The organism is Microcoleus sp. LAD1_D3, from assembly GCF_036702135.1.
Lineage (GTDB): Bacteria > Cyanobacteriota > Cyanobacteriia > Cyanobacteriales > Microcoleaceae > Microcoleus.
In genome coordinates this window covers 36737-52790 of the sequence record NZ_JAUBSB010000019.1, presented here as the reverse complement: position 1 = coordinate 52790, position 16054 = coordinate 36737, and the positions used below count along the sequence as shown (strand labels likewise).

Annotated in this window: 12 protein-coding genes; 6 read left to right on the top strand and 6 right to left on the bottom strand. The window is 47.2% G+C overall.

The window, feature by feature from the left end:
- Positions 1-5 precede the first annotated feature (5 nt).
- Both QUA74_RS13615 and QUA74_RS13610 read left to right on the top strand, forming a co-directional pair.
- Complete coding sequence (locus QUA74_RS13615; protein WP_333329473.1) at positions 6-365, top strand: hypothetical protein; 360 nt, start codon at positions 6-8, stop codon at positions 363-365.
- Positions 366-455: 90 nt separating this feature from the next.
- A complete protein-coding gene (locus tag QUA74_RS13610) occupies positions 456-1910 on the top strand; it encodes a hypothetical protein (protein WP_333329471.1) in 1455 nt (484 codons plus the stop codon).
- A 104-nt stretch (positions 1911-2014) separates the two neighbouring features.
- Here the strand turns inward: QUA74_RS13610 and QUA74_RS13605 are convergent, their stop codons facing one another.
- The 5 genes from QUA74_RS13605 to QUA74_RS13585 all read right to left on the bottom strand — a co-directional run bounded on the left by QUA74_RS13605 (position 2015) and on the right by QUA74_RS13585 (position 8553).
- A complete protein-coding gene (locus QUA74_RS13605) occupies positions 2015-2794 on the bottom strand; it encodes a photosystem II S4 domain protein (RefSeq protein WP_333252879.1) in 780 nt (259 codons plus the stop codon).
- Between the two features lie 238 nt (positions 2795-3032).
- The gene (locus tag QUA74_RS13600; protein WP_333329468.1) at positions 3033-3857 is read right to left on the bottom strand and encodes an SWIM zinc finger family protein; all 825 of its coding nucleotides are present in this window, start codon (positions 3855-3857) and stop codon (positions 3033-3035) included.
- Positions 3858-3872: 15 nt separating this feature from the next.
- Positions 3873-7151 (bottom strand): DEAD/DEAH box helicase, encoded by a 3279-nt coding sequence (locus QUA74_RS13595; protein WP_333329465.1) that lies wholly within the window; start codon positions 7149-7151, stop codon positions 3873-3875.
- Positions 7152-7364: 213 nt separating this feature from the next.
- Entirely contained in the window at positions 7365-7955 is a 591-nt protein-coding gene (locus QUA74_RS13590) for a Uma2 family endonuclease (protein WP_333329463.1), read from the bottom strand.
- Between the two features lie 91 nt (positions 7956-8046).
- Positions 8047-8553, bottom strand: a complete 507-nt coding sequence (locus QUA74_RS13585; RefSeq protein WP_333329460.1) for a hypothetical protein — start codon at positions 8551-8553, stop codon at positions 8047-8049.
- 290 nt (positions 8554-8843) lie between these two features.
- Between QUA74_RS13585 and serA the strand changes: the two genes are divergently transcribed.
- The 3 genes from serA (at position 8844) to QUA74_RS13570 (ending at position 11966) form a co-directional block, all read left to right on the top strand.
- A complete protein-coding gene (gene serA, locus QUA74_RS13580; RefSeq protein ID WP_333329458.1) occupies positions 8844-10427 on the top strand; it encodes a phosphoglycerate dehydrogenase in 1584 nt (527 codons plus the stop codon).
- A gap of 185 nt (positions 10428-10612) precedes the next feature.
- On the top strand, positions 10613-11503 hold the full coding sequence (gene prmA, locus QUA74_RS13575) for a 50S ribosomal protein L11 methyltransferase (protein ID WP_333329455.1): 891 nt from the start codon (positions 10613-10615) through the stop codon (positions 11501-11503).
- A 157-nt stretch (positions 11504-11660) separates the two neighbouring features.
- On the top strand, positions 11661-11966 hold the full coding sequence (locus QUA74_RS13570) for a pentapeptide repeat-containing protein (RefSeq protein ID WP_333329453.1): 306 nt from the start codon (positions 11661-11663) through the stop codon (positions 11964-11966).
- 604 nt (positions 11967-12570) lie between these two features.
- Here QUA74_RS13570 and QUA74_RS13565 read toward each other — a convergent pair.
- Complete coding sequence (locus QUA74_RS13565; protein WP_333329450.1) at positions 12571-12942, bottom strand: hypothetical protein; 372 nt, start codon at positions 12940-12942, stop codon at positions 12571-12573.
- A 524-nt stretch (positions 12943-13466) separates the two neighbouring features.
- Here QUA74_RS13565 and QUA74_RS13560 point away from each other — a divergent pair.
- Entirely contained in the window at positions 13467-15941 is a 2475-nt protein-coding gene (locus tag QUA74_RS13560) for a phosphoketolase family protein (RefSeq protein WP_333329447.1), read from the top strand.
- Positions 15942-16054: the final 113 nt, after the last annotated feature.

The window sequence follows — 16054 nt, the reverse complement described above, 5'->3', positions numbered from 1 at the left end:
TAGTCATGTCACTTCCCGATGATGCCACACCCAAACAAATTGTTGCGGGTTTAAGTAAGTTATTGAAAATATCCGAGCCGCAGCTATTTGCCGAACATTTATCAGCGCTTGATGTTAGTTCGACAGATAATATCAATATTATCGCTCAAAAAATTAAGGAGTGGTGCGAAACCAGACCTGAAATTGAAGAAAATTTAGAAGGCAAAATTTATCGGGCGGGTGGGGGCGGTACTGATAGCGATGCACGGGAGGAACTCGTGAGGGAGTTTTGCGAAACACTCAAGGAAAATCAGATTCGACTGGGTTTGCCTCTGTCGTCTGCGCCGGCTGCACCACCAACAAATAATCCACAAACACCTTCCTAGGATAGAAACCATAAAAATCTTGTGGGGTGGGCATCTTGCCCGCCCCAAATATCTGATAGAAATACTCAAAAACCTCTCACAAAATTGATTATGAGCCAAGAATGGCAAATTAAAAATCCCAGCATTACCCTGTATCCTTTCCACCTGCGGGATGATAGCGACGAAGGCTACGGACAAGTAGCCAGAAATGCTCAATCCTTGTGGGAAAATCTAGCAGATAATGTCGGCAAAGAATTTAACATCCACGAACTAAAATCCCTCAGAGACAAGCTAATTTGCTACAAAAACGGCCTGTATTATCCCGACGGCGAACGGGAAAAACTGACTAACGGCAAATTGCTGATTCCCGAAGGAAAAACTCTGAAGTTTCCGCAAATTATTCAGCCAGATAACCAGAAACTTGATGGTTCTATCTATGCCCTGCGAATTCACGACACTTACACCGCAGACTTGACATTTTACTATCAAAATGTCACAATAAAAGTAGCGGACTTAACTCGATTCAATCCCCAAGGTTGCTTGTTGCCAAATGCAATTCAACCTTCTCTGGGACAAACGTTATTGTTATATGCCGCACCAGCAGTTTATGATACTTACCGCAAACTAGCTGACGAATCGGTTAAAGCTTTTGTACAATATAAACAACCATCACAAGTAGAGTTTCGCGCCGAAGGAAAGTTATTCGGGAGTCCGATTTTTGAGTATGACAGCCGCGAAGATGATGCGTGTCAGCGATGTCACTTTCTAGTATGGTTTCAAGAAAATCCCCGCACTTTGGAATTCGCAACCTCGACGTTTAACTTTTACTTGATGAATCTGCTGTGTTCTCGCGCTAAAATTGTATTTGTGTATCGAGAAGCTAGAAAAAAGTATCGCAAAGCACAGCAAATAGTCAGCGACTTAGAAAATAAACTTCCCGAATTCAGTCAAATAGAAAGGGAACAAGATAGACAAGTTAAGTTGCAGAAGTTAAAGCAATTGCTGGCTGAAGTCCGCACTAAAATGTTTGATTGTGCTCAGCAAGTGCGGTATTTGAAAGAAGATAGAAATACCATTGATACTAATGCTGAAAATTATAGTGAGACCTTGAAAAAAATTACAAGTTTGTGCATCCCAGGCGATAATCTGGATTTCTTGCAGAAGTTTCTAGATTTAGCGGAGAATAAATATCAGCGACAAATTGAAATCGATTTAAACTACCTGATTGCGAGTCAAGATTTGTTCCAGCAGTCGATATCCACTGTGCGAGGGATGGTTGAAATTGAACAGGTGGAATTGGACAGGGAACAGGAAGACAGGGAGAAAAAGCGTGATCGCCAGCTTGAGAATATCATCTTTTTTGTCGGAACTGCGATCGGCGGCGGACAAATCTTTTCCGCCGCCTATCCTCTAATCAAGGATACACCGATTCAATGGCAACCCGATTTTTCTCTCCCGCTGCATCCCTTTGCTGCGACAATTATCTGGAGTCTGCTGTTTGGCTTACTATTTGGCTTGTTAATGCTGGCTATCGCCGTGTGGGTAAGGAAAACTTTTCCCCGATAATTTGGATTTAGGACTTACCCATAAAACCAAAGAAACCGGGTTTTTCGGGGTTTTTGGGCTGTGTAACAATATTCTCGGAAAAAACCCGGTTTCTGGGCTATAAATTACAAATATCGAGTTAACTGGACTCGATAGCGTTCCTTCTTAGTAACAGCAACTTCCCCAATTTCCAATCTTCCCTTGCCGGTAACAGCAATTAAATCTCCAGACTTGACATTATAACTAGCTTGAGTAACGTCTTTCCAGTTAACTCGCACGTCGCCACTATCAATTAAATCGGCCATTTTGCTGCGAGACATTGCGAATCCAGCCGAGGCGACAGCATCCAATCTCATGGATGCTTCAACGGTTGTCATTTCTTTCTTTTTGGGTTCTCTAATTTTGAGTTCGCTCAACTCAATGCGCCGCGTTTGTACAGGAACCGATCGCACTTGCTGCAAACTCATCTCCAAATACTCTACCATCTCAGGCATGACAATGGCTTGCGCGCCGCGTTCTCCCAAAACAATCACATCGCCAGTTTTCTCGCGGACAATTCCCGTACCCAACATCGCCCCCAAAAAGTCGCGGTGAGAAGCTGTATCGAACAAGAAATTGCCAGCGATTTCTACCGCAGCAACGTTAACGCTAGCAGAGTCGATCGGGATATCCGATCGCGCGATCGCAATTCTTTGTCTTTCAGCTTGCGGGTAGCCGCCCCAAGCCACTAATTCCACGTCTGTTAACCGCTTAAATACCGTCAGAGTGTCCGCCAATTCTGGAGGCGACAGAAAATCAGTCAGAGTAACTTCCCAAGTTTTAATTGCTTGTTCCGCTTGGTCGATCGCCCGCGCCACACAGTCGCGGTTTTCGATGCCTTTTAACAGTTCTTCTCTTTGTAACATCAGTTAATGTTAGATTCTAATTTGAAATTGCCAAACCTTGCTGTCACTAAAAAGTCTACTTTTTTAACAGTCGCACTAATTTAATTATAGTCTAAAATCATCAAATAACGATCTTATGATTTTAGTTGCTGGTAAAGCTGATATGATGAGCACGATTATTGTACCAAATCTATGAAGTCTTCGAGTTAAAGTTTTTGCAAGAGTTCGATCGAGTATGGCAGCAAAATTGTCCACCCAACTACTTATTCTTCTTCACCCGCAAATACAGTTCTTCCATCGCCTCAATAAACGAACCATCCTTGTGCCAAAACTGTGGAAAATCTCCCTGTTTCTTCACCACGATCGCACTTACCCCACTTGGCGCTGCCACCTCAATCGTCTGCGGTAATCGCTTCGCACCGTGCCAAAACTCTTTCAGGCTGACCGTTTGCGCCTCACTGGCGATCGCCTGCGTGTAATAGGAATCCACCGCCACAGGGGCCGCTGCATCAGCCGTCAACTCGGCAGAAAGTGCCAAACCCAAAGGCGTTTTTGCTAATTCGCAGTGCAGCACTTCCTTAGAAAGCCCTCGTAATTCAAACAGTAAAAATGGATCTTTGTCCAATTCGGCCGCCACCAAATAATAAACTCCGGCAATATGTTTGCAGGGATTGCTATAGTCTGGGCAAGAGCAAGTAGTCTTAAAGTCCTCGCGGCTGCTGGGTAAAAGGTGCAATCCGAGGGGTGAGAAAGCATTTTCAATATTGTCGGGCATTTCGTTGAGTAGCAGCCGGGAAATGAAGCTGGCTTTTGATGCCATTTGGGCGATCGCCACTTTCCACTTGGCCTGACTAATCGCCTGAAACTCAATTTTAGTTTTGTAGAGTGGCTCCTTATAAACCCCAAAATAAGGATTTACCGACCCCCTTACTTCTGCCATCACTAAGCCATCATTAATCTTAAAGCTTTTTACCTTGTCATTCCGTGCATAGGAACGTCCCCGTCCGAGTCGCCCAGAATCTGTAAATCTTTCTAACGCATCGATAAATTTATTACCCCACCAAGTCCGAGTAAATTGTGACATATTTTTGATTTTCTCCTAATCTAAAACTGCATTTTTATTGAGCCTAATTAACTTTTTAAATGCCTCATTATCCAACTCAGTCAGCCACGACTCATCCGCACCAATAATTGACCCTGCCAATTTCTTTTTGTCCTCAATCATTTGGTCAATCTTTTCTTCCAAAGTACCAATTGCCACAAACTTATGCACAAACACATTTTTTTCCTGTCCAATCCGAAACGCCCGATCCGTCGCCTGATCTTCCACTGCCGGATTCCACCAGCGATCGAAATGGAACACGTGATTAGCTTTTGTCAGCGTAATTCCCACGCCGCCCGCCTTCAGTGACAGAATAAATACCGAAGGTTCAGACTCTGGATCTTGAAATTCTGAAATCATCCGTTCCCGTTTTTCGCGGCTGGTTCCCCCGTGGATGTAGTAAGTGTTGTAATGTAGCGTTTGTTTAATGTATTTTTCCAACGCGCTTCCCAGTTCTGTAAACTGCGTAAATACCAATAAACTTTCGCCTTCTGCTTTGACTTCCTCAATCATCTCGATCAGCCGTTCCAGTTTGTGCGATCGCTCTGGTGTAAACTCACTTTCATCCTGCAAAAACTGGCGCGGATGGTTACAAATTTGCTTCAGCTTCAGCAGTGTCGCCAAAATCATCCCCTTGCGCTTCATCCCTTCCGCCGCGTCAATTTCTTGTTCTACCTCTTTCACGATCGCTTCATAAAGCGAAGCTTGCTCGCGGGTGAGATTGCAGTAGAGCTTTTGCTCAACTTTGTCGGGGAGATCCTGAATAATCGACTTATCGGTTTTCAGGCGCCGGAGAATAAAGGGTTCCACTAATTTTTTGAGCGCTACCGATTGCGTGCGACTCCCATTTTTTTGAATCGGGATCTCAAACAACTTCCGAAACTGCACCTCTTTACCCAGATAGCCCGGATTGAGGAAATTAAAAATTGACCATAAATCCAGCAATCGATTTTCCACGGGTGTTCCAGTCAATGCTAGTCGATGGGTAGCGGGTAACTTTAAAATCGCCTTGGTTTGCGCCGCTTTCGGATTTTTAATATTCTGCGCTTCATCAATTACTAAGCGATGCCACGCTACGCTGCTCAACAGTTTCTCGTCTTTGCGCGCCAAGGTAAAGGAAGTAATCAACATATCGCAACCTTGGACGGCGGCTTTGAATTCCTTGGCATCTTGCAAGCGCCCAGGGCCGTGGTGTATGAGCGATCGCAATTCTGGAGCAAATTTTTCCATTTCCTTTTGCCAGTTACCAACTACGGATGTGGGCGCAATTAGCAGCGTGGGTAGAACTGAAGGTGCGATCACTTTTTCTGTCTCTTTTGTAGTAGATAAAACTTCCCGCTCTTGCAATAACCGAGCAATTACCTGCGCCGATTTACCCAAACCCATATCATCGGCAAGACAGCCATTTAATCCCAAACTTTCCAAATAACTCAACCAAGAAACGCCGCGCTTTTGGTAATCCCGTAACTTGCCTTGAAACTTTGCTGGATCTGCAATTAACTCTAACCGACTCTTATCGTTCAGCTTCTCCAACATATCCGATAAAGCCCGATCGCGCTCAACCTCCAACTGTTCGCTCGCTTCTCCTTCTGCCGTCAACTTCATAAAGTCAATCAGGCTTAAATCGGGGTTTTCTTGGCGATGTTTTTTCCAAAATTCCAGCATCTCCTGCATCTTGTCTTTGTCCAGTTCCATCCATTGTCCTCGGAACTGCACTAGAGGCGTTTTAGCGCTTACTAACGCCTGCCATTCTTGTTCGCTAACCCGTTCACCCCCGATCGCCAATTCATATTGATATTCCACCAAGGAATCCGCCGAAAACAATCCTTTGCCCTTGATGGCAGCGCTCTTGCTGCCCTTCCCTTTGACTTGCAGGCGAATCTTCGCCCGTTGTCGTCCCTTCGGCGTCCACCAAGCGGGGACAATCACTTTGTATCCGGCATCTTCTAATACCCAAGCGGACTCGCTGAGGAAGGTGAAAGCATCATCTAAGCTGAGGGTAATGTTAACGGGTTTGTCGGTTTCTAACCCTTGCCAAAGTTGGGGATAAATGCGGGCAGCGTAGCCGAGATTTGTCAGCAAATGTTGCTCAAAGTTCTCGCCGAATTGTGTTTGCAACTGCTTTTGTTGAGTCGATCGCGATCGCCAATAATCCTGCAACGGCATCCGCAGAGATGGGTCTTTTTTCGGAGCCACCTGAAACTCTAAAACCCAAGGCTGTTCGGGGTTTTCGGGGGATTGTAGTTGAAAGCAGAGGGAGAATGAGTCAGCAGATTGATTGCGCGTAATGCGATCGCGCCAGGTTTGCCATTGCCGGTATTGCTCAAGGCTTACTCGCGCGATTTTTCGTGTTTGGTTGAGGCAGATTTGGAGTAAAGAATCCGCAATCTTATTTTCAAACGATGCTGGGATGGGGGTTTGAGTGACAATTTCCGCGATCGCACACTCGGAAAAATGCCGCAGCAACCGTTCGCGATCGTAGAACTTTGGTGTATCTTGTAGCTGGATCTTCCGAAAACCGGACACACAAACTAAAGGCATCCATTCAACATAGCGTTGTAAATCAGTTTCGTACTGTGTTGAAACAATTTCCCATCCCGGATAAATCTCAAAGCTGGGTGCAATTTTGGCAGGTGTTTTTGGAGTTTTTGCAGTTGTTTTGGTTTTTGTCTCGCCCGCTTTCTTACGCCCGCGCGTGGCTTTCTCAGCGGGTTCGGATTTTTCGATGGGTGCGATCGCGATCGGAGCAGTTTCTCGATAGCGCAACGCCGGAATATAATGATCTTTCAGAACAATTTGCTTAAAAAATTGGGTGTAGTGATACCAAAATAGCAAGTCTGAACCAAACTGAACTTCTGCTAAATCGTAGAGGGCAAAAAAATGCAAATCGTTCAATACTTTAGTCAAAGTGTGGGTGGCGATGGACACACAATCAACTTGCCAATACTCCAACTCAAATGTTTCGGGTAACTCTGTCTCTAAATATCGCGCTAGTTCTAAAGAAGGCAACGGCTGGTTGTCGGCAGTGGGCAGTAAAAAATACCGAGGGACGATCGCGTATTCTAGCCCCATCGCACTTGTATTGCTGACTGGTGGCAGTTGAATCCCGGCTTCTTTCGTTAGAAACTCTCTTAACTGTCCCGTCTCCAATTGTCGGGGATGAACCTTAACAGGCTGTTTTTTCTTTTCAGTGGTTTCAACCCAAATATAAAACGTTCCAGGTTGAATAAAATTCTCTTCTGCTTGAGGAATCCAAGTCCCGTGGAGGATTTTCATAGGTCATACCAAACGCAACCTTTGGCAGCCTATCATATCATGAATGAGTGGGAAAACATAAGAACGCAATTGAAAGCAGGTTTATACAAACCATGTCTGCTGGATGCCGACTAAAGAGAATAACGTAATTTTACCCCAGTTGTCCTCTTTAACCACCCTCTGCGGGTTTTGACTTGATAGATGCGGTTTCAACCGCCGATTCTTCTTACAAATTTAGAAAATATCAGTTAAGTCCAACACAAAACCGGGTAGTACATCTTCACCGGACAAAGTTGCAGGTTCATCTAAAATTTCTACTTCTCTACCTTGACGGGAGATTTCTACTTTTCTATTTTTGCGATCGAGCAACCATCCCAACCTCGCTCCATTTTTTACATACACTTTCATTTTAGACCGCAATTTTTCTAGCGAGTCAGGGGTCGATCGCAATTCCACCACAAAATCTGGACAAATCGGCGCAAATTTCTCTTTCTGTTCGGGAGTTAAAGTATTCCACCTGTGGCGGCGCATCCAAGCAGCATCGGGAGAAATGTCTGTACCGTCGGGGAGTTTAAATCCAGTTGAAGAGTCAAAAGCTATTCCCAAATGCTTATTTTGACGGCTCCAACCTTCGAGTTGAAAACTTAGATCCGCATTCCGTCTGCCTGTATCGCTACTTGCAGGCGGCATAATAATTAATTCTCCCGTGGCAGTGCGCTCAAATCTCAAATCCCGGTTGTCTATACACAACTGAAAAAACTGCTCGTCTGTTAATTCGAGCGTTAATTCTAGGGGAGAAGGTAGGGGGATAGTTTGTGATTCCATAACTGCCTCCAAATATTAAAGGAGTTGACAGTCAACAGTCAACAGTCAACAGTCAACAGTCAACAGTCAACAGTCAACAGTCAACAAATAACTAAGTCTCTGTATAACCTTGGATATTTTCCGGTTCAAACTGCCGCAAAATCTTCGCAGCTTTCCCAGTCAAATCGTCAGAACCCTTAACCGCAATCAAATATTTACCCGCATTCAAACGGTTGCGGTAGGGCAAAGCATCGCCGCTACCAAAAGCCATGCCCCCGGCTCCGCCAACAACAAAGCTGCCCATCCCGCCGGCGATCGCACCTAGCACTCCGCCGATCGCGTGATCGCCAATTTCGCCCGCCCAGGCAAAAGTCTTCAACTGAGTCATCAGACTGAAAGTAACGCCAGCAATAAAGCCAAACGGCACCAGCCAAACAGCCATGAGTTTAGCTTGTTTATTCGCTTGCTGGTTGGGGTCGATTAAGCCAAATTCATCAGCAGTTTTGTAGCCGCGGCCCAAAATGCTCACTTGCTTCATGGGTAAGCCTTCTTTTTCCAGAGCACTGTAGGCAGCTTCGGCTTGAATTCGATCGGGCAGTACGGCGATAAGATAATTCATTGACAAATAATTCCTGATGGTTAGGCTCGGACACCTAGAAATAATTATAGTCGGAAAAGACATACTAGCTAAGCAGTTCGGGGATTTCCAGACCATCCGAGAGTGCGATCGCCCCGAAACCTAAAATATTTCAAGCAAAAACGGTCGGTCAAGACCGAATGCAGATACAATTCAAACTGCACAAAGGCAAGCTTCAGCCCAGCCGTGAGATACTGCCCTTGGTTTAAGCCTCAACTTTGTGCTCGCCAACGCGCTTGCCTATTTTTACTGATTCCACTCAATTGCTTGCTATGCCTAAAGTTTTAGTATCCGATCCGATCGACCAAGCCGGAATTGACATCCTCTCCCAAGTCGCGCAAGTTGACGTAAACACAGGACTCTCAGCCGAAGAACTGGTACGAATTATTCCAGATTACGACGCTTTAATGATCCGTTCTGGCACCCAAGTTACCAAAGAAATCATAGAAGCCGGGAATTTACTCAAAATCATCGGCAGAGCCGGCGTCGGCGTAGATAATGTCGATGTACCCGCCGCTACCCGCAAAGGAATTGTAGTCGTCAATTCCCCTGAAGGCAACACCATCGCCGCCGCCGAACACGCGATCGCCATGATGCTCTCCATGTCCCGCCACATCCCCGAAGCCAACGCATCCGTCAAAGGTGGTAAATGGGAACGCAACCGCTTTATCGGCGTAGAAGTTTACAAAAAAACCCTCGGCATCGTTGGTTTGGGCAAAATCGGCTCCCACCTCGCCGCCGCAGCCAAAGCAATGGGCATGAAACTGCTGGCCTACGATCCCTTCATTTCGACCGAAAGAGCCGACCAGTTGGGCTGCCGCTTGGTAGAACTCGAACTGCTGATGCGCGAATCCGACTACATCACCCTGCACATCCCCAAAACGCCGGAAACCCTGCACTTAATTAACGCTGAAGTGCTGTCGAAAATGAAGCCCACGGCCCGCATCATAAACTGCGCCAGAGGCGGCATCATCGACGAAGCAGCCCTCGCAGAAGCCATCAAAGAAGGCAAGATCGCCGGCGCAGCTTTGGACGTTTACGAACAGGAGCCGCTGGAAGCTGATTCCCCGTTGCGGGCTGTCGGCCAGAACATCGTGCTGACGCCCCACTTGGGAGCATCTACAGCGGAAGCTCAGGTGAATGTGGCGATCGACGTGGCTGAACAAATTCGCGATGTACTGTTGGGGCTGCCCGCGCGATCGGCTGTCAACATACCGGGAATTTACCCAGACTCGATCGAAAAACTCAAACCCTACCTGCAACTCGCCGAAACCCTCGGCAACCTCGTCAGCCAGCTAGCCGGAGGCCGAGTCGATTACCTCAACGTCCAACTGCAAGGCGAATTGGCCAACAACCAAAGCCAGCCCGTAGTTGTTGCCGCCCTCAAAGGCCTGCTCTCCCAAGCCCTGCGAGAGCGCGTTAACTACGTCAACGCCAGCATCGAAGCCAAAGAACGCGGAATTCGCGTCGTCGAAACCAGAGACGCCTCAATTCGCGACTACACCGGCTCCCTGCACCTCTCGGCTAAGGGAACCCTCGGCGAACACACCGTGACAGGTGCAGTGCTCGGCGAAAGCGAAATTCGGATTACCAGCGTTGACGATTTCCCAGTCAACGTTTCCCCCACTCACCATATGCTGTTTACCCTGCACCGCGATATGCCGGGGATTATTGGCAAAATTGGTTCCCAATTGGGCAGTTTTAATGTCAATATTGCCAGTATGCAAGTAGGCCGTAAAATCGTGCGAGGCGATGCGGTGATGGTTTTGAGCCTCGATGACCCTCTACCAGAGGGGATACTGGCTGAGATCCTCAAAGTTCCGGGAATTCGGGATGCTTACACAGTAAATCTTTGACGGATTTTGGAGTTTAGATTTTGGATGCAAGGACTGATAATTGGTAATGGGTAATTGATTGTTGGTAATTGGCAAGACAACTGGGAATTTTTCTATTAGCCAATCCTCATTCTTCAGTCCCCAGTTCCCAGTCTCCAGTTCCCCTGGGCCAATCTAAAATCTAAAATCTAAAATCTAAAATTGTTATGGCACATAGCTGGTGGGAAATTAGAATTCTTTGCGATCCGGCGCTGGAAGATATCATCTTTTGGCGTCTGGAACGGTTTTGCTGTCAGGGAACTGCTACTGAGCTCAAAAGCAATTCCTGTCTGATGTCGGCTTATTTGCCGGAAGAACAGGCAGGATTGCTGGATTTGGCCGCTCTGTCTCTGTGGCTGCGCCAAGATGCTCTGTGTGCAGGTTTGCCCCTACCTGCGATGCAGTGGGATTTGATTGAAGACGAAGACTGGGGCAGCACTTGGAAGCAGCACTGGCAGCCTCAAGAAGTGGGCGATCGCTTTTTAATTAATCCGGCCTGGCTGCCCCCACCGGCTGATACCGATCGCATTATTTTGCGTTTAGATCCCGGTGTGGCTTTCGGTACCGGTGCTCACGCTACTACTCAACTGTGTCTGGAGTCGCTAGAAATGCGTCTCGGTTTTGATGACAAAGAGTGCATCGTTGCTGATATCGGCTGCGGATCGGGTATTTTGTCGATCGGCGCGGTGTTGTTGGGCGCTACAAAAGTTTATGCTTTGGATACAGATCCTTTGGCAGTGCGATCGACCATTAGCAACAGACTACTCAACCGCGTTAATTCTCAGCAGTTAGTTGCAGAACTCGGCAGTATCGATCGCTTGAAAGAAATGGTAGATGAGCCGATCGACGGTTTGATATGCAACATTTTAGCAGAAGTAATCATCGATTTAATCCCGCAGTTCACTGCAATTAGCAAACCCACTACTTGGGGCGTACTCAGCGGCATTTTGCTCGAACAAGCTAAGCCAATTGCTGACACTCTCGAACAGCATGGCTGGATTGTCGCTACTCTGTGGAAGCGCCAAGATTGGTGTTGTTTTAATATTCGGCGCAGTTAGCGATCTGATATTTTCGAGTTGAGATTTTAGGACTGTTGTATTCATTCTGAGCCATCTGGATTAGTTGGTATGCGATCGGGTTCAACCTCTCCCACAGCTTGATATATTTTTTGATAAAAAGTAGAAGGAATCGCCCTACTATCAAAGCATAAACAGTTTGAACAAAAAAGCTCTGGCCGTTGAAGAACTATATAGACGTTACGCTGCGGGAGAGAGAGATTTTCCTGAAGTTGATTTAAGTCGTGCTAACTTAAACGTTGCTGGCGTGGGTGATATCAGACACCTCCAACCAGGTCAAAATGAGTGGAGTGGTATCAATCTCAGCGGTGCTAACTTGACTAGAGCAAAAATGAGTCATGTTAATCTCAGCGCTGCTAACTTGAGTAGGGCTAACCTAGACTCTGCTACCCTATCTGGTACTATATTGACTGCTGCCAATTTGAGGAAAGCCATTTTAGATTAGGCCGACCTGGTATGCGACCTAATTGATGTTGACTTGAGAGAAGGCAGCCTGTTTTGTACAGGATTGTCTGGTACTGACCTAACCACAGCCAACTTGATGGCAGCAACATTTCAAGTCCATACAGAAGAAGATGGTTTAATTTTTTGCGATACTATTCTGCCTCGTTTCAGTTCTGCTTCGGGAACAGGGAGATCAAAGCGTAAATTTCCCCACTCAGGCACTACAAAACGGTTGTGAGTAATACTTTTACCGGATTCTAGCTTCAGAGCATAATTTGCTTGAGTGCGATCGACTCCTATCCTATCCAGTTATATCAATTCCGGTTACACCGGAATGATGTTGACTGTTGACGGTTGACTGTTGACGCCGTGAACAGTCAACCGTCAACGCCGTGAACAGTGAACTCGAATTTACTATTCCGATGCTAACGGATTTGATATTATGCGTGCAAAGCCGGAGTCTCTATTGCAGATAGCTGATGCACATCAACAAGATTGTTTGTAGCTACACTCCCTGACGTTTCACCATTATGAAAAGACCAGCCAGGAAGCGCCTCAGAAAAAATAGTTTGATTACCACCCTGCGGATTAAAAACAGCATCAAACTAGCCGTTAAATAAAGTGGGAACCGCCCTATCTCCCCGCATCCTGGCATCATAAGTATTGTCAAAATCAACCGGGATACGCTCTACATTCGTTTGGGGACGCAACTCCGAACCGCCACCTAAAACCGAATAAAACCACCCCGTACCAATTCCTTCCCAAGGAGCAGCATCAACACCATGTTCAAAACTGTGTTCCGGCGTATACCAAGGTGTAACCCGAGCAGAATTGTTCGCAATATCAATGATTAGAAAGACATCACCGATCAGGTTTCCTTGATAGTCGATGAAAGGAATTTTACCTTTGGGAGCCAGCTCAAAACTTTGTGCTGTGATGATAACCTTTTTGTAAGGTGCTTTGCCATACGGAGCCAAGTTTCAAGCTCTAGACAGGGTGGGCTCATCTTGGTAGTTCATCAAAGGATGGTGCAGTGTATAAGGTAATCATTTTTCAAACTTGTTGATCTCGAATCTCGAATATATCGGGGCTGAACAACTTACGGATGATTCTTACTCCTAGACCTTAACCGAATATACAAAAGTCTACCAAAACAAGAGTCTGCATCTCATCTGCAAGCCTCCAAAAACAGAATTTTCACATATAAATGCTTCTCACCTCTACCTTGAGAAGTATCTTTGTGATTCCGCTGGCTTTCACCCCCGCAACCTTCGGCTTTTATGCCGTGATAAGAGAGCACTTGTTACTCAAAAATTAACGTTGATTTAAACTTGGATTTAGATAAAAATGGTATACAATTCAAGTGTTTGCTGGTGAAACATGGAGTCAACATAAACAGTGTCTCAAATAACCAAATAATAATATCCGCGTCAGTTACAAGATCGATCGCACTTCTCGATCGCACGTTACAAAACAACCACAACTTAGGAGTCAATCGCTGATGATGCTAGGAACAACCGAGATCCCGCAATTAAAGCCGCTTTCCGACTCAGAACTCCACAAAATAAACGCCTACTGGCGGGCGGCAAACTACCTATCCGTCGGACAAATCTATCTCCTCGACAACCCCCTACTCAAAGAACCCCTCAAAATCGAACACGTCAAACCGAGACTCCTCGGACATTGGGGCACCACTCCAGGCCTAAACTTCATCTACGTTCACCTCAACCGCATCATCAAAGCCCAAGACCTCAACGCCATCTACATCGCAGGCCCTGGACACGGCGGGCCGGGCTTGGTCGCCAACACCTATCTCGAAGGCACTTATACCGAATATTACTCGAACATTTCCCAAGATGAAGAGGGTATCAAACGGCTGTTCAAACAGTTCTCTTTTCCCGGCGGTATCCCCAGCCACGTCGCCCCGGAAACCCCCGGTTCGATTCACGAAGGCGGCGAACTCGGCTACGCCCTGGTGCACGCTTACGGGGCGGCTTTCGACAATCCCGATTTGATTGTGGCGGCTGTTGTCGGCGACGGGGAAGCGGAAACCGGCCCGCTAGCTGCTAGCTGGCACTCTAACAAGTTTCTCAACCCGGTTCGCGACGGGGCAGTGTTGCCGATTTTGCACTTGAACGGCTACAAAATTGCCAATCCTACCGTGTTGGCCCGCATTCCGCGTGAGGAATTGGAAAGTTTGATGGTGGGTTATGGCTACAAACCTTATTGGGTGGAAGGTTCAGACCCGGAAACGATGCACCAGTTGATGGCTGCAACTCTCGATACCGCGATCGGCGAAATTAAGGCGATTCAGGAAAAAGCCCGGACAGAGGGCTATTCCGGCCGTCCTCAATGGCCGATGATTGTGATGAAAACTCCCAAAGGCTGGACGGGGCCGAAGGAAGTTGACGGTAAGAAAACTGAGGATTATTGGCGATCGCACCAAGTCCCACTTTCGGAAATGGCTTCTAAGCCGGGACACGTCCAACTCCTCGAAGATTGGATGAAAAGCTATAAGCCGGAAGAACTCTTCGACGAAAAGGGCAAGTTAATTCCCGAATTGGCGGAACTCGCACCCAAGGGATCTCGGCGGATGGGGGCAAATCCCCACGCTAACGGCGGTCTGCTGCTGCGAGACTTGAAAATGCCGGAATTTGAAGACTACGCCGTTGACGTGCAAAAACCGGGCACTGTAATGGCAGAAGCAACCCGCGTTTCCGGCCGCTTCCTGCGAGAGGTGATGACACTGAATCAGGAAAACGCGAATTTCCGCATTGTCGGGCCTGACGAGACGGCCTCAAACCGCCTCGATCCGGTGTTTGAAGTGACGAACCGGGTGTGGGCGGGCGAAATTTTGCCCGAAGACGACCACATCTCCCCCGACGGCCGGGTGATGGAAGTCCTCAGCGAACATCTATGTCAGGGATGGCTGGAAGGCTATTTGCTGACGGGACGCCACGGCTTTTTCTCTTGTTACGAAGCATTTATTCACATCATCGATTCGATGTTCAACCAACACGCCAAGTGGTTGAAAACTACTAACGATATTCCTTGGCGCCGACAGATCGCCTCTCTCAACTACCTGCTAACTTCTCACGTTTGGCGGCAAGACCACAACGGTTTTTCTCACCAAGATCCGGGTTTTATCGACCACGTAATTAACAAGAAAGCGGAAGTGGTGCGGATTTATTTGCCGCCGGATGCGAACACTTTGCTGTCAGTAACGGATCACTGTCTCCGCAGCCGCCACTATGTCAACGTGATTATTGCAGGGAAGCAGCCGGCATTGCAGTATTTGGATATGGATGCTGCGATTAAACACTGTACGGCCGGCATCGGTATTTGGGAGTGGGCCAGCAATGATAAAGGCGGCGAACCGGATGTGGTGATGGCTTGCGCGGGTGATGTTCCGACGCTGGAAACTTTGGCTGCTGTTGACATTCTCCGCCGAGATTATCCCGATTTAAAAGTGCGGGTGGTTAATGTGGTGGATTTGATGACTCTTCAGCCTGCTAGCGAACATCCTCACGGTTTGTCTGACAAGGATTTTGATGCTTTGTTCACGATAGATAAGCCGGTGATTTTTGCTTTTCACGGCTATCCTTGGCTGATTCACCGATTGGCTTACCGCCGCACGAATCACTCGAATATTCACGTTCGGGGTTACAAGGAAGAGGGAACGACTACGACGCCGTTTGATATGGTGGTGATGAATGACCTCGATCGATTCCATTTAGTTGCAGATGTTCTCGATCGCGTTCCGAAACTGGGTTCTGTAGCAGCTTATGGTAAACAAGCTATCCGTGACAAGCTGATCGAGCACACGCAGTATATCACCAAGCACGGCGATGATATGCCGGAAATTCGCGACTGGAAGTGGCCGCACGCGGGCCCGGTTTCGCGGGAAGCGCCGCAGGAAACGACTGATCCGGGGGCGACTGCAGAACAAACTGTGCGATCGGGTGCACCTGGATAGGTGCGATCGCTTGTAGAGCACAAGCTACTCATCCCTATGATTGTCAACCACAGGGAAAATTAACGATTTTGCGAGTATACAACCTACGCAAGATCGAGGTTTCACCTCAGTTT